We start from the raw sequence: 17,208 nt of genomic DNA on the forward strand, positions 1-17,208 counted from the left end.
GTGTCCATATATGAAGGCACAGATTGAATCACTCATAAAACAATATTTTACTATGAAGGACATTCGCCGAGCGTTATCCTTCGTCATGCCCTATATTTTGAAACGCTGGAAAGCATATGTCGTGATTCTGATGTTGTTAGGGGTAGATATTTACCTAACAATTGCCTTCGCAAAATACTATGGTGACTTGACGGATGCAGCGATTCATGGTGGATACCATCAGATTTTATCGTTAGTTCCATATGGCGCATTCCTAATTCTTGCGAGTATTGCCTCCAGTGTGTCATATACATACTGCAATTTATTTGCAACCAACGCAGTGAAAATGGATTTAAAAAATCACTTTTTTCATTATGTTTTAAGACTCCCGGCAGGGGATGCTTCTAATTATCGCTCTGGTGAATTAATGTCCCACTTTTCTAATGATATCCACGGCGTTGATGGTGTAATTGGCAGCAGCATCATCAGTCTTATTCGCCTGCCAATAATCTATATTGTGGTCTTCATTTATTTGGTACAAATCAATTTGACGCTTTGTTTAGTGAGTCTGATTGTTGCACCTATCGCTGCTTTATCTGGTATTGTATTTGGATTATTACTCCGGAAAAATGGTAGATCAATTCACCAGTTAATTGGAAATATTAATCACCATTTAAGTGAGACCTTTCATGGTTTTATGGTTATTCGTTCCTTTACATTGGAGAGACTTTATTATTCGAAATTCGTTAAACAGAATCGTCAATTACTAAAATTAGAATTAGAAAATACAAAACTTCAAAGCTTTTATAATACTGGCGAGCAGATTATCGGTTCTATCACTTTTATTCTTAATCTTTCGATTGGGGCCTTATTTGTTTCCAAAGGAGAGCTAACGGTTGGTGCCTTGTTAACGTTTTTAAATCTGGTTACCCATTTATTTTATCCGATTACAGGAATGGCTAACGTTTGGGCTGGTTTTCAACGGTCAGTTGCTGCCCTTGAGCGGGTGCTGGATGTTCTAGATAAGCCAGCAGCTTCTGAAGAACTGCCAGCTTTTTCGCAGCCAATCAATAATGTGGAATCAATAGAATTTCGTGATGTTACCTTTGGATATGTAAAAAATACAAATGTATTTGAACAATTTAATATGACGATTCCCTCTGGAAAAGTTGTGGCACTTGTGGGACCAAGTGGAGCAGGGAAGAGCACGCTGTTTAATCTTTTACAAGGGTTTTATCTACCACAATCAGGGGAGATTCGAATTGCTGGGAAATCTATTCAGAATCTAACCGCTTCAGAGTTACGAAGCTCAATTGCCCATGTTCCACAGGAAACCTTTCTTTTTGCCGGAACTGTCCGGGAAAATCTTTTAATTGCCCGGCCGAATATTACTGAAAAAGAAATGGTCGAAGCTGCTTTCCATGCGGAGATTCATGATTTTATCCTATCATTGCCAAAAGGATATGATACGGAAATTGGTGAAAATGGAATTAAATTATCCGGCGGTCAGAAACAGCGGATGGCCATTGCCCGGGCTATTTTAAAGGATGCCCCGATTCTATTATTGGATGAGGCAACGTCCGCTTTGGACGGGGAAACTGAATATTATGTAAAAGAAGCACTTGATCAGTTAATGGTAGGGCGAACCACCATTGTTATTGCCCACCGCCTTACCACCATTCAAAATGCGGATCTTATTTTAGTGGTTGATAATGGCCAAATTGTTCAACAGGGTACACATGAAGAGTTGATCAGACAGCATGGACTATATCGTAAATTAAATGAAACTTCCTTTAATAAACCAAGACCGTTGTCCCTAGTGTCAAAATCGTAAAAAAGAGGTGGTACTGTGATGATTGAATTAATAAAGGCCATTTATGGGCAGGGACCATTACCTCAAGACGAATTCTTTTATCATAGTGCAATAGACAAAATTGAAGAGGATGGAATTGCCTCTCAAATATACTTTTTGTTAAAAAAGCAAGGAAAGTTGGAACAAACACCGGATTTCTTCCAGGATTTTTTAAAACAAAGCTATGAAAGGTCCTTCTATCAAAATCTGTTTATAAAAAGTCAACAAGAGGATATCCTTCAGCGGTTTGAGGATTATGGTATTAATGTTATTCCGTTGAAAGGGATTCATTTGGCAGAAAAGGTTTTCGGGCATGTAGGGGCAAGAGCAACATCTGATATTGATTTGTTAATTCGGATAGAGGATCTAGAAATTGCAATTGAAGTTGTCCATTATCTAGGCTTTACGGTGGAAGAAGCGCCGATTCCCGGGCATTTTCATTGTAGCTTTAGCAAGGAGTTGCCGAACTCTACTATGCCGTTAGTAGTAGAGTTACATTGGAGTTTAGTGAAACAGAGTACATCGAAGTTTGACATTGCTGATTTATGGAAACATGCAAAACCGGTTAAAGGCAATGAGTATATTAAGGAATTAATCCCTAATCATACTTTTTACATGCTTTGTCTACATGGCTGGAGGCATAATTTAGATTCAATGAAATATTTTTTAGATTTAATTCAAGCTCTTTATTATTTCAACGAGGACGTTGATTATGAAGAAATATTACAACTAGCAGCAAAACACCAAACGCATAGGAGAATGATTAGAACTTTATCCATCCTTTATCTGCAGTTTCCTTTTTTGGATAAAATCAAACCGTTTCATCATAAAAGGGATTTTCCATTATGGCAGTATCGCTATGCCCAGGGCTTTAAAAAGTATCTTGATTTTATTGATTATCAATTTTTAGGGTTTGATACGGTTAAACATGGTTTTGTCGAATTTATTCATTGGATTTGGCCATCCAAGGACGAGGTACCTGTCGATGGGGAAGGCCCAAAAATGTATTTTTTCTTATATAAAAAAAGAATTGCCGGAATGATAAAGTCCTTATTTTCTAATTAAAAAAGGATGACATCAAAGTGGTCATCCTCCTGTTGTTAAATGGAATACTGTAATTTCTGGTCGGCAATGAAACCGAACCGCGAGTTTAGTTGTCCCGATTCCCCGATTCACATACAACGGCATTTTATTTACTCCAACCTTATATAACCCATCCGAATATTTACGGGCAAGAACTTGTTTGATAATGGGACCATAAAAAGGCAATCGTATTTGGCCACCATGGGAATGCCCTGAGAATTGCGCACTGATTGGATACTTAATACTTTCATCCGCAATGTCGGGTTCGTGGGCAAGTAGGAACACACAGTCTTGTTCCGTTCGTCCTTCTACAGCTTTTTCAATGTTTGGACTTCCATACATAAGATCATCAATTCCGGCAATATATAGGCGCTGCTGGTTGACCTCAATAAAGTCGTGACTATTGTCCAGGACTTTAAATTGTGAAGTTTGTAGCACGTTAATCACTTGGCTCTTTGTATAGAAATCATGGTTCCCGATTACCGCCCATTTTCCACCGCGAAGTCCTTTTAACGATTGAAGTAAAGGAATAGCAGCTTCCGGGTGATAATTACCAATCTGCACTAGATCACCCGTAAAGAAAATTATATCCGGATTTAATCCATTTATCAATTTGGTGACGTGTTGAAAATCGTCTACACCATAATGGAAACCCAAATGAACATCACTAAATTGAACAATGCGCCAACCTTCAAATGCCTTAGGGAGGTTTTTTATTTTTAGTTTTATTTCTTTAACTTGATACCAAAATCGTTCAATTTTATATGAGTATGTTCCCGTTATAAGTCCTGCTGCTAGCACGCCTAAATACATTTTTCCATATTTTTTTAAAAAGGCCCTTCGTGTCAATGGCTGTAATTTTGATTGGAATTCACCCATATATAACTCCCTCTATGAAATTCTTTTATTTAAATATTTGTGAAAAATGTTCTTTTTAATGAACATTATAAATGATATAATTTGGTTACTCAATACCAATGGGAAAATCAAGCCGAACTTTGATATGCACTCTATTGAAATTTATCTAATACTTGGTTTCATTGCACTTTTTCAGCTTAAATATTTGACCCTACTTAATTATTTTTATAAAAAATATTTTGCGAAATTAGATTGACACCTTAAACAAAAGATGGTACTTTTGACCTATAATCGTTCTTGATTAAGAACTAATTTGATTGGAGAAAAAGATGAGTGCTATAACTGGAATCATTCACTTTAATGAAGAATCTTTAGACCCTGAATTTTCTAAAAGCTTAATGATGGCATACGAACAATATCCTGTTGATAAAGTTTCGACATGGAGTCAGAATCAAATTTTCCTTGGATGCCATGCCCAATGGATTACTCCTGAATCAATAGGAGAAACACTTCCTTACTATGATTATGAAAAGGGATTAGCAATCACAGCAGATGCCATAATCGATAATAGAAATGAATTGTTTAATAGGTTACAAGTTAACCTTACACAACGTGAAAACATTCCAGATAGTCAACTAATATTACTAGCATATAATAAGTGGGGGAACGAAGCCCCTAAATATTTAATTGGCGATTTTTCTTTTATGATATGGGATGAAAAAAAACGAAAGCTATTTGGAGCTAGGGATATTTCAGGAGCAAGAACGCTTTACTTTTATAACAATCAAAGTCATTTTGCTTTTTCAACAATAATAGAACCATTATTCAGTTTACCATATATTGATAAAAGACTTAATGAGGAATGGTTAGCTGAATTTCTTGCAATACCAGGAATGACTGAGGCAGTTGATACCCAATCAACAGTTTATAAAAATATTTATCAAATTCCACCTTCATATGCCATTAGTGTAAAAGATGGAAGTGTAAAATTTATTAGATATTCAAAAGTTGAGGCAGGGGAGCCATTAAAGCTTAATTCAAATGAAGAATATATAGAAGCATTTAAGGAAGTTTTCCATGAAGCAGTTGCATGCAGGATTCGGACCCACGGTAAAGTTGGCTCTCATTTAAGTGGAGGATTGGATTCAGGTACAGTTGTAAGTTTTGCTGCAAAAGCACTCAATAAAGAGAATAAACGGTTACATACGTTTAGTTATGTACCTGAAGAGAGTTTTAGAGACTGGACGGCTAAATATTATTTACCTAATGAAAGACCGTACATTGAAGAAACCATTAAGCATGTCGGAAATATAGATGACCAATATTTAAGTTTTGAGGGGAAAAGTCCTTTATCGGAAGTAGATGATTTTCTGAATATCATGGAAATGCCCTACAAATTTTTTGAAAATACATTTTGGCTGAAGGGAATAAATGAGGAAGCCAATCAGCAGGGAATTAAAATCCTTTTAAACGGTGCAAGGGGAAATCACTCCATTTCCTGGGGGTCGTGGAAACTATCCATCGATTATTATGCTACATTACTTAAGAAATTTAAATGGATTCACTTATTCAATGAACTAGATTCCTATTGTAAAAATTTTAAAACTGGAAAATCGGTTATGTTACCGATTGTAGCAAAGCAGGCTTTTCCAGCTATCTCATCGTTGTTTTCAAAGCAGAATCATAGTGTTGAACCATTTCCTCCTTTTATAAACCCGTCTTTTGCAGAGAAGATGAATGTTTTTGAAAAACTACAAGATCAAGGAGTTGATATAACAGGGGAAATTGCCAAAAATTTAAATGAACATAGGATGAACCATTATAATCAACCATATGTTTGGAACAAAAGTGGTACAGCCACTACTAAACTATCATTACGGTATTCCTTATGGGACCGTGATCCAACCAATGATATCAGAGTTATTCGCTTTTGTTTATCGTTACCAGAAGAACAATATATTCAAGGTGGCATGGAACGTTCGTTTATACGAAGAGCAACAAAAAACTTACTTCCTGATAAAGTTAGATTCAATCATCATACAAGAGGCTTACAAGGTGCTGATACTATCCATCGGATGTCTTCGAAGTGGAAAAGTTTTTACTCGGAACTTCAACAGCTTTCTCATGACCACTTAGTTGCCGAATTTATAGATATCGGAATGATTAAAAAAATCCTTTCAAAAATGGGGGAAGACCTTCCACATCCGGGTTTTACTTTTAGTGATGAATTTAAGATTTTAACAAGAAGTTTGATTGTTTACAGATTTTTAAAGAATTTTTGCTGAAAGGGGGTGAGAAGGTTGAAGAAAGAATGGACAATGCCACAATTAGAGATTCTTGATATTCGAATGACCATGAATGGACCGGGGAATGCAAATCCTGATTGTTTTGATGTATCGGATGGAAGACATGAAAATCATGACGGAATGTCAAATGCAAGTTGTAAGGACCCAAGTGTAAATTTGGGCAGCTAACATGAAGGTTGTACTTTCTATTGCCCTTATGTCTTTATAAGGAAGGCATAGGGGCGATTTATTTATTTGGAGGATCCCATGCTAAATAAAACGAAAATAGGTTTTTATCGTGCCTTCGGCTTAAATATAATAAGCGAGATAGCTCTCCCAGAATTATCAAGGTTTGCTGAACGAAAAGTTTTTTTCGATACTAAAATTAGTATTGGTGATTTAGAAAAAGAATGGTCATTAACAGGTGCGTTAATTAATCAATTTTATATAAAAGAAAATATAATTATGTTTCAAATCCCTGAAGTAGCTATTTTTTCAATAAAGAATGGAAAACAAATTATCGTTTCACCATTAAGCAGTTTCAATGAAGATGAAGCCCGCCTTTACATACTAGGTACATGTATGGGAGCAATTTTATTACAAAGGAGAATACTGCCTTTGCATGGAAGTGCCATTGTTATTGATGGAAAAGTCTATGGGTTTATTGGGGATTCTGGTGCAGGTAAATCAACCATTGCTTCTGCGTTTATACATAAGGGGTACTCACTTTTAACTGATGATGTCATTGCCGTAACACTATCTAAACATGGCATTCCAGTAGTAACACCTTCCTACCCGCAACAAAAGCTATGGCAAGAAAGTTTAAATCAATTTGGCATGGACCATCAACAATTTCGGCCTCTGGTAGAAAGAGAAACGAAATATGCGGTTCCTGTACCTTCAAATTTTTTGCATAAATCATATCCGCTTGCAGGTGTCTTTGAAATCGTTAAAACCAATCATGATGAGATTGAAATTCTTCCAATTCAGGGGGTAAAAAGACTGGAGACCCTGTATTATCATACGTATCGCAATTTTATGATTGCACCAGCCGGATTAACGGAATGGCATTTTCATTCACTAGTTCAAATTGTAAATAAAATTAATCTATTTCAATTGAATCGTCCCAATTCGTATTTTACTGCTCATGAACTCCCGGATTTAGTTTTACAAATGATCAAGAAATCAAAGGAAGAAACAGTAGTGTAGACAACCTTATTTTCAACTTTGCGGTATGTAGGGAAATGAGAAGATGTCCAACATTCCAGGAGGATGTTTTATGACTGAAGTCTTTTATTTTATAAAAAAGTTACACATATATGCAGGAAAGAAACTTTATCTAAACCTAATTGGTACGCTTGTAATGAGTTTACTTGATGGGGTTGGGATTTTATTTTTAATTCCTATGATAAGTATGAGCAATATGATGAACATTAAAACTAGTGGAATACCCTTTATAGGGTTTCTTGATTTCTTTCAAACTATTCCTGTTCAAATGGGGATGTCACTTATTTTGGGGATATATGTATTACTTGTCATTGGTCAAGGTATACTACAGCGTCAGATTACTATTCAAAATACAATGATTCAGCATGGTTTTTTTCGTCAATTACGAATTGAAACCTATGATGCCCTGCTTCATGCAAATTGGAACTTTTTTATAAATAAAAGAAAATCTGACCTTCTTAACTTTTTAACTGCCGAGATTGCAACCGCTAGCGCGGGAACAAATTCATTTTTTCAGTTCATTGCCGGACTCATTTTTACATTGATTCAAATAGGGATAGCCTTTTTGCTTTCACCTAAAATCACCATTTTTGTTTTAATCAGCGGAGGAGTACTCATTTTATTTTCACGAAGCTATCTTAAAAGATCACTAGCCCTTGGAAGCAAAACGTACGAGTCAGGGAAAGCATATCTAGCCGGCATCACTGACCAAATCAATGGAATCAAGGATATTAAAAGTAATAGCATAGAAGAATCACGTATGAATTGGTTCCGTTTTGTTACATTAAATATGCAGAAAGAGCAAATGGAATATTCCAAGTTGAGTACCAAATCGCAATTATATTATAAAACTGTTTCTTCGATCCTAATTGCTGTTTTCCTTTTAATTGCAATGAACACGTTTCATGCTCAAAGTGGACAATTGATCTTAATTATTATCATTTTTTCGAGATTATGGCCAAGAGTTGCTGGAATCCAGGCTTCAATGGAGCAAATAGCTATGAGGATTCCTTCCTATAAAGCTGTAATTGCCTTGCAAAACGAGTGTAAACTTGCTCGGGAATTTAACGAAAAGGATATAACTGAGTCTGAACCACTTCAGGTTAAAAGCGGGATTGAATGTTTTAACATCTTTTTCAGATATAATAAAGATTACCAGGAATTTACTCTGAAAAATATTAATCTTTATATTCCAGCAAACAATATGACAGCCATTGTCGGCCGTTCTGGTGCAGGGAAAAGCACTTTGATCGATCTATTAATGGGTCTAAACAAACCGGAAAAAGGGGAAATTTTGATTGATGGAACCCCGCTCTCGAATCAAAATCTTTTGGCCTTAAGGCGCGCCATTAGCTATGTTCCACAAGAACCCTTTTTATTTAATGACACAATTAGGGAGAATCTATTAATTGTTGAACCTAATGCCAATGAAAATCAAATTTGGGAAGCATTAGAGTTTTCTTCTGCAGCTGAGTTTGTTAAGAAACTGCCGGATGGTTTAGATACCCTTATTGGGGATCGGGGAATACGGCTTTCGGGCGGTGAACGGCAACGGCTTGTATTGGCACGTGCCATCTTAAGGAAACCAACTATTCTTATTTTAGATGAAGCTACTAGTTCCTTAGATACTGAAAATGAAGCTAAAATACAGGAAGCAATTGAAAGATTAAAAGGATCAATGACCATTATTACCATTGCTCATCGTTTTTCAACTATAAGAAGTGCTGATCAAGTGCTTGTTTTAGAAAACGGGGAAATTATCCAAAAGGGGGAATTTTCTAAGCTTACCAAGGAAAATCAGGGGATGTTTAGTAGATTATTAAGAAATCAATTAGAAGGTAGTGTGATGTGATAGCTGAGAATAGAAATTTAATCCAGAAAGGCCATCTTGCTCTACATAAAAGATGGCTTTTCATCTACTTTTCTTAAAAAATTTTTTAAAAGTATTACTGGAAATAGATTAGAAATAGGTGGAGCTTGTTTTGTAACATTATTTATATAGGAAGACGCTTAACTGATTTTTTGCATCGATTGTCGCCAATAAAACATTGGGTACGTTGGTTTGATGTTGAATTCTTAGATTATTATGTAACCATTTTTCATCTTTTTGAAGTAACTTTAAAATTTGATAATTAATTCTTCCTTCCGTAATAACTGTTTTCGGCAAATCAAACGGTTCCGTTTTTATTTGATAAGTGGAGGGGGAAATCGATTCATACTGAGGATCGAGAAAAATGGACATTTTTCCGTCCGCCTCCCATAAAGCCAAAGCTACCTTTTTTACGTCTTCCACCTTTTCCTTTCGTAATTCTGCTAATAAATATTCAATTGAAATTCTCGCTTTTAATAATCCCTTGTATAGAATTTCACCATCTTTTATTAACGGAAAGGGATCAGAATCCATTAATTTTCGAAAGCGGGGCCATTTTAGGGTAAGGTAGACGCATAACATATATAAGACAACGATAATGATTGTGGAGATGATTGAACCTTTCATCCCAATGGTATGGTCTGATAATGGATGGGCGATGATATTTCCTAACATTAATGCAATGATAAAATCTAATAGTCTTAACTGGGAAATGGCGCGGCTTCCCATAATCTTTGCCGAAAATAGCATAAAAAAGAAGGTAATGGTTGCTCTCAAACTCCATTCGATCGTTGTTAATGAATCCTGCCCATGTAAAAATTCCATCAAAACCACCTCGTTAAAAATTAAAACTGTTTTTAATTTATTATGCCTTCTTGGTGGAAAAATAAAAGAATGAGTGGAGTTTAGTGGGGTTCCGTCTGTAAATTGTTGGAATAATATCATTTGTCTTTTGCTAATAGATAACAACTAAAGGAAGATTTGCGTTCGGATTTTTACTAACTTATTAACGTAAAAAAAAGTGTCGAAATTTTTGGAATTTTTGTTGTTCGGTATAGTGAACTTTTATGGTAATATTTTCATAGAGAATAACGTGTAAATAGATAAAGGCAAACCTCTCGAAAGGGTGGGACGCAAAGCTACAGGTCTAAAGTAATGTACAATGACGGCTGAGTTGCCTAAAATACTTATATTTTAGGAGGATAGATAGGGCAATGGAAGATTCGTTGATTGATGAAAAAGAACTAGACAAAGAATGGATAGAACTCATTCTTCAAGCACGAAATTTAGGAATATCCATTGAAGAGGTGAAAGATTACCTAAAAATTTCCTAAGGCCAAGTTTTGGTCTTTTTTCATTTGTATAAAAATTGGTTACCGTTATTTGGATTAATATAAAAAGACCTGCTCAAAATTACGAGTAGGTCTGATATTGTTGGTTTACAGCGTTATAAAAGAACCATTTTCCAAGCCATTAATAATGCAAAAACTTCACACAAACAGGATAAGGAACTTCGATATCTTTTTCTATCAATGTAAGTTTCCCGGTTTCAACATCCCGACTATACAGCACCAGATTACCTGATTCCTGGTTAGATCCAACCAAATACCGACCTGTTGGGTCGATTGAAAAATCCCTCGGCCAATCCCCCTCCGATGAAACACGTTCAACAAAGCTTAACTCACCTGAGCTCTCATCCACACTAAACATCGCAATGCTATTATGTCCGCGATTCCCTGCATAGACAAATCTGCCGTCAGCGGAAATTTGGATGGCACTGCCTTGATTATTTTCCGTAAAATCCTCGGGAATGGTAGAAATAAATTGGTTCGCTGTAAAATGGCCATCTTTAGCATGATAGGTTAGGAAAATAACTTCTGAACTAAACTCCGTCATCACATAAGCAAATTTTCCATTTGGATGGAAGGTAATATGTCTTGGACCGCTGCCGGGAGGAGTGGATAAACGACTAACCTCTGTTAATGTTCCATCCTGGCTTACTTCATATGTAAGAAGGGAATCCGTGCCTAATTCAACGACAACAATATATTTTTCATCAGGAGTTACTCCGGCAAAATGTGTATGGGGCTTTTCCTGTCTTGGATCTGGGCCATTTCCTTCATGTTGAATAACGGAAGCAGGGGGCTGAATGAAACCTGTTTCAGAATCAAGTAAATAAGACACAACTGTTCCCATATGATAATTTGCACTAAATAAAAATTGATTTTTGCTGTTCATACTGACATGGCATGGAGAGGAACCTGGTGATAATTGGGTATTTATTGGAGTAAGTTCACCGGATTCGTTATCAATGGAAAAAGAAGCCACTCCGCCTTCTTCACCTTTTTTAATAACGGCATATAGATATCGATTATCCTGACTTATGTTAAGGTAAGTAGGGTTCCCTAGTTCAGCAGCCGCTTTAATATCTGTAATTTTTGCATTTTTAGTATCCAGTGTAAATGTGTAAATTCCTTTACTGTCACCTTTTGTATAGGTACCAATGTATCCAGTGTATTTATTGTTAGAGTGCATTTTTTTACTCCTTGGGAATGATTTTTCGTTTTATTTTATCATAATTACGAAAGGTTATTTATTTTAGTGGTTTAAATTCTAATTCAACTAAAAAAACATACAAGCTTTGCATGCTTTTTCAATCGGATATAATCTCAACCCATTCCCCCGACCACTTTTCAATTTCCCTTATAATCGGCTCCATCGCCATCCCTTTTTCCGTTAAAGAATACTCAATTCTGACCGGTGTTTCCGGATAAACTTCTCTCTTCACAATTCCCTCATGTTCTAAATCTTTTAGTCTTTCTGATAAAAGCCTCCCGCTAATGGGAAGGGAGGATTCAATGGTACAAAAACGCTGCGGTCCAGATAATAGTTGATAAATAATAAAGCCAGTCCAACGCTGGCTGAGTAATTTCATGGCCTGCTCAAATTTAGGGCATAATGATGATTGATCCATACTCTTTCACCTCTATAATCTTCATTATACCTATTGTGATTATCTATTTTCAATTAATTACTTGACGTAAATATATTACAATATTATAGTTAGTTACATAAAGTAAGTAAAGGGGTGTAATAAATGCTTCCATCTTTATTTTTAGCACACGGATCACCTATGTTAGCAATTGAAGATAATCAATATACACGTTTTTTAGAGAATTTAGGACAGCAATATCAGCCAAAAGCGATAGTGATTTTTACTGCTCACTGGGAGGCTGAAACGTTAACCATTTCCTCTTCAGATGAATCGTATGAAACCATCTATGATTTCTATGGTTTTCCGCCGGAGCTATATGAAGTTAAGTATCCCGCAAAAGGTTCTACGAAGCTGGCGCAACAATTAAAGGAACGATTTGCTCAAGCGGGGATTCCTTCTAATTTGGATACTAAGAGGGGGTTAGATCACGGCTCTTGGACAATGTTATCGAAAATGTATCCAAATGCGGATATTCCGATTGTTCAAGTCTCTGTTCATCCATTTTTATCTCCTGAGACGCAATACAAAATTGGCGAGACATTAAATGGGCTTGGACAAGAAGACATTCTTGTTATTGGAAGTGGTGTAACGGTCCACAATTTACGAATCGTTCATTGGGAACAAAAAGAACATGAACCATGGGCTGTCGCATTTGACGACTGGCTTTTAGAAAAAATTGAAAAGCAGGATTTACCTAGTCTTTTCCAATATGAAAAACTTGCACCGAATGCCAAGGTTGCCGTACCAAGACCAGAACACTTTGTTCCCTTTTTCATTGCAATGGGCAGCGGTAATGGTTTGGACCAAGCAAAACCAATTTACCGAGATTATGAATTTGGAACACTGAGCTATCTTTGTATGGAATTTTAAGTGCCATTTTTCGATGGCACTTTTGCCGTTTTATTAACAATTTGTGAAGGATTGCCTTTTCCGTTTCCCATAAGGAGACAAGTTTAGTAAAATTAAATTTATCAAAGAGAATATAAGAGGAGTTTAATTTATGGCAAATAACAAAAAAAATACGAAGCAACAGGGGAATTCATCCAAGTTTACCTTCTGGATAATCGGCTTAATAGCGGTTTGTATTCTTGGCTTTATTTTTCTAGGAAATCACAACAAAAAGGTGGAAAAGCCTGCATCCAAATCGAAAGTAGCTATTGATTATTCTGGACAGCCGTTTCTTGGAAAAAGCTCAGCACCTGTATCAATTATTGAGTTTGGCGATTATAAATGTCCAAACTGTAAAAACTTTGCCGGGAGTGTGATTCCAGTTATTCAAAAAGAGTTAGTGGATACTGGGAAGGCAAAACTGTATTTCTTTAATGATTCTTTTATTAATGTAGACTCAAAGCGAGCTGCCAAATTTGCTGAAGCCGTATATCACGAGCTTGGGAATGATACTTTCTGGAAATTCCATGAACTTCTATATAAAAAGCAACCGGAAGATCCTAAATATGAAAAAATGGATGTTTATGATAAGAAATTCTTGGTGAACACGCTTAAAGAGGTTGCATCTGAGAAAGATGTCAATAAGGTAGTAGCTTATTTTGATGCAAATAAGGCTGATGCTGCCTTTAAAAAAGATATGGATTATGTTACACAGCTTGGGGTGACGGGAACTCCAACGATATTTGTTGATGGAAAGATGTTCCAAGGCAAAACTCTTGATGATTTGAAGGATATGGTCGAAAAAGCAGCAAAGGGGAAATAGGTAAATGAATAAATCCTTATTACTTGCTTGGGTTGCTGCGATTATCGCCACAATTGGAAGTTTGTACTTTAGTGAAGTTCGTCATTTTATCCCATGTACACTATGCTGGTACCAAAGAATTTTTATGTACCCATTAGTGATAATTCTTGGAATTGCCGTCTATCGAAATGATCTCACTATCTATCGATATGTTTTGCCACTGTCGATTATCGGGATGCTTATTTCCGGATATCATACGGTTTTGCAAAAAATTCCCTACTTGCAGCAGTTTGAAATGTGTACAACAGGTGTTCCTTGTTCAAAGGATTATCTAAATTGGCTTGGTTTCATTACAATTCCAATGATGGCTTTTGTTGCGTTTACCATTATTACTATATGCTTAACGGTTCTTGCCCGAGGCAGTAAAAAAGAGACTATTCGTTAGTCTCTTTTTTACTGGTTCTGTGCCTCTGCCTGCTTTACCTTCAACCTTTCCTCTAATACACGCACCATATGAAGGAAATGGTCTGCCTCTCTCACGACATGGTCAGCCAATAATGGATCAATGACGTTTTTGATTTGACAAGTCTTAATAAAATCTAAACCTGCCTGCTTAAAATTGCGAATTTCTTGTGCAGCGTTTTCGCTGTCTTTATTCAACTTTCCGATAATCGGGTAGGTTGGTTGTTTCTTATAGAGCATTGATTCAACATCTCTTGCCTGATTAAGAAGAACTTCAAAATCATCACCAAATTTCAATGCCGCTCTTACTAAATTTCGTTCTGATTGATCTAATAGGGAAGCAATAAAACGCGAATGCTCCATCATGATTCTGAGCCAAAATACATTTTCTTTAATAATCGCGTCTTGAATCGGATCCAAGATTCCTTCATTAAATTTTTTTAACGTCCTCATAAAATATTCCGCTTCTCTTGCAATATGGTCGACAAGAAGGGGAAAGTTAAATCCTCTTACCTGACAATTAATGATCATAATGAGGAGATTGCGTTTAAAATTCCGTAATCCTAATACCAATTGAATGGAGTCTTCGTTTAATTTTCGGACAGCAGTTACAGTATTGGGAGTATTGTAGGCTCTTTTTTCCTGTTCCTCAAAAAAATGATAAAAGCGGTCTGTTTGCTGAATCAGATGTTTATCATGGCGGCTAAAGCCTTCGCCTAGGAAATAAGAATGCTCTTTCATAATCCGCAGCCAAAATTTATTTTCGGTTAACGAACGCTCAATGAAAAGTTGTTCAGTTAATGATTCCGGTTGTGCGGCAAATGTTTCTGGGGCAATTAACATTTGATTGTTTGAATCCATAAAACCTTGATTTACCATCATAAGTCCCCCTTCAAACAAACTCATACACTCTATATGTATTAGTGGTAATTTCTTGTTATGATTCATTGAAAAATATATTTAGGTAAAGAATAAAAGTAAGTAAAACTTTTTTGGAGGGAGAAAATGAAAGCCTCGGATTTATTGGTAAACTGCTTAGAAAATGAAGGGGTAGAATATATTTTTGGAATTATAGGGAGTGAGGTCATCAATTTGGCCGATTCTTTATCAAAATCAGAAAAAATACAATACATACCGGTTCGGCATGAGCAAGGTGCGGCCTTTATGGCGGATGTATACGGCCGTCTTAGTGGAAAGCCTGGTGTATGTTTAGCAACACTTGGTCCGGGAGCGACGAATCTATTAACTGGAATCTCAAGTGCCAATTTAGATCATTCACCTGTGGTAGCGATAACCGGTCAAAAAGGCCTGGATGTCCAGCATAAAAATGCTCATCAGTACGTTGATATAGTTAAGGTCTTTGAACCAGCAGCAAAATGGTCGGTGCAAATAAAGGATGCGGGTACAATCCCTGAAATCATCAGGCAATCATTTCGGACGTCAGTATCCGAAAAACCGGGAGCTGTCGTAATTGAATTACCGGAGAATATCGGAAAAGCCAATTCAACAACCAAACCTTTCCCTATTTCCCCATTGCCTATCAGTGTGCCTGCAGGGGAACCCTTAAGAGAAGCCGGCCGATTGCTTCATCAATGTAAAAAGCCCTTTATTATTCTTGGAAACGGGGTAATTAGGCAAAATGCCGTAAAGGAAGTACAGACATTTATTGAGCGGTTAGGCTGTCCGGCTGCCAATAGTTTTATGGCTAAAGGAGTTTTACCAAAAGAGCATCCGCAAAATTATTATACTTTTGGTTTTAAGGAAAAGGATTATCTCCTTCGTGGGATTGAGGAATCTGATTTGCTCGTAGTAATTGGCTTTGATTTGATCGAAGATCTGCCATCGAAATGGAACAGTAAACAAGTACCCGTTCTTCATATTGACCCATTACCTGCTGAGGTCGATGAAGGATACCCAGTGGCGGGAGAATTAGTAGGAAATCTCAAGGAAACGCTTCGTTTAATTTTAGAAGAAGAGGTTTTTCCTAAGCCTTGGCAGCCGGGCGGAGAATTAAAGAAGCGAATCGAAGACGCCTACTTTATTAGCGAAAATGGCCCTAAACCTGCTAATTTAACAATTGAAAACATTCTACATGTAATCGAAAAACTATCATCTGAACAAACAGTAGTTATTTCAGATGTAGGATCTCATAAAGTTGCAGTAGCGAGAACCTTTCAACCGAAACAGGCAAAGCAGCTTGTGATTTCCAATGGATTAGCTTCAATGGGAATATCGATTCCTGGAGCGATTGGGGCGAAACTGGCAGCGCCGGAAAAAACGGTGATTGTGTTGACTGGGGATGGGGGAGCTTTAATGAATTTTGCCGAACTTGAAACAGCCAAACGCTTAGGGCTAACATTTATCATTATTTTATTAAATGATTCTATGTTAAAGCTCGAGGTAGAGACGATGAATAAAACATTTGGTGGAAGCTTTGGGGTAACTTTTTCGAATCCTGATTTTGTGGAATTGGCTGAAAGCTTCGGGATAAAAGGGATTAGAGCAAGGCATATCGCTGAATTTGAAGAAGTTCTTACAAGGGCAGTGAAAGATTCGAATGAAATTTTTTTAATAGATGCGATCATGCAGGTAAAAGGTTAAATAAAGAGGCTTCGTCTTAAAAGTGTCGCCCATAAAGACCATAGGCGACAAAAAAGAGAGGCTACGTCTTAAAAGTGTCGCCAATAAAGACCATAGGCGACAAAAAAGAGAGGCTACGTCTTAAAAGTGTCGCCAATAAAGGCCATAGGCGACAGAATGAAGAGGCTACGTCTTAAAAGTGTCGCCAATAAAGGCCATAGGCGACAAAATAAAGAGGCTACGTCTTAAAAGTGTCGCCAATAAAGGCCATAGGCGACAAAAAAGAGAGGCATCTGCTTAAAAGTGTCGCCAATAAAGGCCATAGGC

At 36.7% G+C, this 17,208-nt stretch carries 16 protein-coding genes and 1 riboswitch; of the genes, 11 read left to right on the plus strand and 5 right to left on the minus strand.

The features are described from left to right. Nucleotides 1-10 precede the first annotated feature (10 nt). Together J2Y67_RS15140 and J2Y67_RS15145 are read left to right on the plus strand one after the other, a co-directional pair. Nucleotides 11-1,813 (plus strand): ABC transporter ATP-binding protein, encoded by a 1,803-nt coding sequence (locus J2Y67_RS15140; RefSeq protein ID WP_310175423.1) that lies wholly within the window; start codon nucleotides 11-13, stop codon nucleotides 1,811-1,813. A gap of 18 nt (nucleotides 1,814-1,831) precedes the next feature. After that, on the plus strand, nucleotides 1,832-2,896 hold the full coding sequence (locus tag J2Y67_RS15145) for a nucleotidyltransferase family protein (protein ID WP_310175424.1): 1,065 nt from the start codon (nucleotides 1,832-1,834) through the stop codon (nucleotides 2,894-2,896). 21 nt (nucleotides 2,897-2,917) lie between these two features. Here J2Y67_RS15145 and J2Y67_RS15150 read toward each other — a convergent pair whose 3' ends face one another. Beyond that, on the minus strand, nucleotides 2,918-3,793 hold the full coding sequence (locus J2Y67_RS15150) for a metallophosphoesterase (protein WP_310175427.1): 876 nt from the start codon (nucleotides 3,791-3,793) through the stop codon (nucleotides 2,918-2,920). A 308-nt stretch (nucleotides 3,794-4,101) separates the two neighbouring features. Between J2Y67_RS15150 and J2Y67_RS15155 the strand changes: the two genes are divergently transcribed. The 4 genes from J2Y67_RS15155 (at nucleotide 4,102) to J2Y67_RS15170 (ending at nucleotide 9,136) form a co-directional block, all read left to right on the plus strand. Continuing rightward, nucleotides 4,102-6,057, plus strand: a complete 1,956-nt coding sequence (locus tag J2Y67_RS15155; RefSeq protein ID WP_310175458.1) for an asparagine synthase-related protein — start codon at nucleotides 4,102-4,104, stop codon at nucleotides 6,055-6,057. Nucleotides 6,058-6,072: 15 nt separating this feature from the next. Then, nucleotides 6,073-6,246, plus strand: a complete 174-nt coding sequence (locus J2Y67_RS27995; RefSeq protein ID WP_396954082.1) for a paeninodin family lasso peptide — start codon at nucleotides 6,073-6,075, stop codon at nucleotides 6,244-6,246. A gap of 78 nt (nucleotides 6,247-6,324) precedes the next feature. Beyond that, a complete protein-coding gene (locus J2Y67_RS15165) occupies nucleotides 6,325-7,266 on the plus strand; it encodes an aldolase (RefSeq protein ID WP_310175429.1) in 942 nt (313 codons plus the stop codon). Between the two features lie 70 nt (nucleotides 7,267-7,336). Continuing rightward, a complete protein-coding gene (locus J2Y67_RS15170) occupies nucleotides 7,337-9,136 on the plus strand; it encodes an ABC transporter ATP-binding protein (RefSeq protein ID WP_310175431.1) in 1,800 nt (599 codons plus the stop codon). A 138-nt stretch (nucleotides 9,137-9,274) separates the two neighbouring features. Here the strand turns inward: J2Y67_RS15170 and J2Y67_RS15175 are convergent, their stop codons facing one another. After that, on the minus strand, nucleotides 9,275-9,979 hold the full coding sequence (locus J2Y67_RS15175; RefSeq protein ID WP_310175433.1) for a DUF421 domain-containing protein: 705 nt from the start codon (nucleotides 9,977-9,979) through the stop codon (nucleotides 9,275-9,277). Nucleotides 9,980-10,252: 273 nt separating this feature from the next. Next, nucleotides 10,253-10,336, plus strand: a riboswitch (cyclic di-GMP riboswitch). Nucleotides 10,337-10,368: 32 nt separating this feature from the next. On the opposite strand from J2Y67_RS15175, the gene J2Y67_RS15180 reads away from it, so the two are divergent. Next, nucleotides 10,369-10,488: an anti-repressor SinI family protein gene (locus J2Y67_RS15180; protein ID WP_310175434.1), complete on the plus strand. Its 120-nt coding sequence runs from the start codon at nucleotides 10,369-10,371 to the stop codon at nucleotides 10,486-10,488. Nucleotides 10,489-10,627: 139 nt separating this feature from the next. Here the strand turns inward: J2Y67_RS15180 and J2Y67_RS15185 are convergent, their stop codons facing one another. Then, nucleotides 10,628-11,689, minus strand: coding sequence for a lactonase family protein (locus tag J2Y67_RS15185; RefSeq protein WP_310175436.1), 1,062 nt, complete (start codon nucleotides 11,687-11,689; stop codon nucleotides 10,628-10,630). 118 nt (nucleotides 11,690-11,807) lie between these two features. After that, nucleotides 11,808-12,128: a winged helix-turn-helix transcriptional regulator gene (locus tag J2Y67_RS15190; RefSeq protein ID WP_310175438.1), complete on the minus strand. Its 321-nt coding sequence runs from the start codon at nucleotides 12,126-12,128 to the stop codon at nucleotides 11,808-11,810. Between the two features lie 123 nt (nucleotides 12,129-12,251). Between J2Y67_RS15190 and J2Y67_RS15195 the strand changes: the two genes are divergently transcribed. From J2Y67_RS15195 to J2Y67_RS15205, 3 genes are all read left to right on the plus strand, one after another. After that, nucleotides 12,252-13,019, plus strand: coding sequence for a DODA-type extradiol aromatic ring-opening family dioxygenase (locus J2Y67_RS15195; protein ID WP_310175440.1), 768 nt, complete (start codon nucleotides 12,252-12,254; stop codon nucleotides 13,017-13,019). 130 nt (nucleotides 13,020-13,149) lie between these two features. Then, the gene (locus J2Y67_RS15200; protein WP_310175442.1) at nucleotides 13,150-13,860 is read left to right on the plus strand and encodes a DsbA family protein; all 711 of its coding nucleotides are present in this window, start codon (nucleotides 13,150-13,152) and stop codon (nucleotides 13,858-13,860) included. Between the two features lie 4 nt (nucleotides 13,861-13,864). After that, nucleotides 13,865-14,284 carry a disulfide oxidoreductase gene (locus J2Y67_RS15205; protein WP_310175443.1) on the plus strand — a complete coding sequence of 140 codons (420 nt, stop codon included), beginning with the start codon at nucleotides 13,865-13,867 and terminating at the stop codon, nucleotides 14,282-14,284. A gap of 8 nt (nucleotides 14,285-14,292) precedes the next feature. On the opposite strand, the gene J2Y67_RS15210 is transcribed toward J2Y67_RS15205, so the two are convergent. Next, complete coding sequence (locus J2Y67_RS15210; protein WP_310175445.1) at nucleotides 14,293-15,180, minus strand: DUF2935 domain-containing protein; 888 nt, start codon at nucleotides 15,178-15,180, stop codon at nucleotides 14,293-14,295. A 126-nt stretch (nucleotides 15,181-15,306) separates the two neighbouring features. Here J2Y67_RS15210 and J2Y67_RS15215 point away from each other — a divergent pair, with 126 nt between their 5' ends. Next, on the plus strand, nucleotides 15,307-16,902 hold the full coding sequence (locus J2Y67_RS15215; protein ID WP_310175446.1) for an acetolactate synthase large subunit: 1,596 nt from the start codon (nucleotides 15,307-15,309) through the stop codon (nucleotides 16,900-16,902). The last annotated feature ends 306 nt before the right edge of the window (nucleotides 16,903-17,208 follow it).

It is taken from the genome of Neobacillus niacini (assembly GCF_031456445.1).
GTDB lineage: Bacteria > Bacillota > Bacilli > Bacillales > Cytobacillaceae > Neobacillus > Neobacillus niacini_I.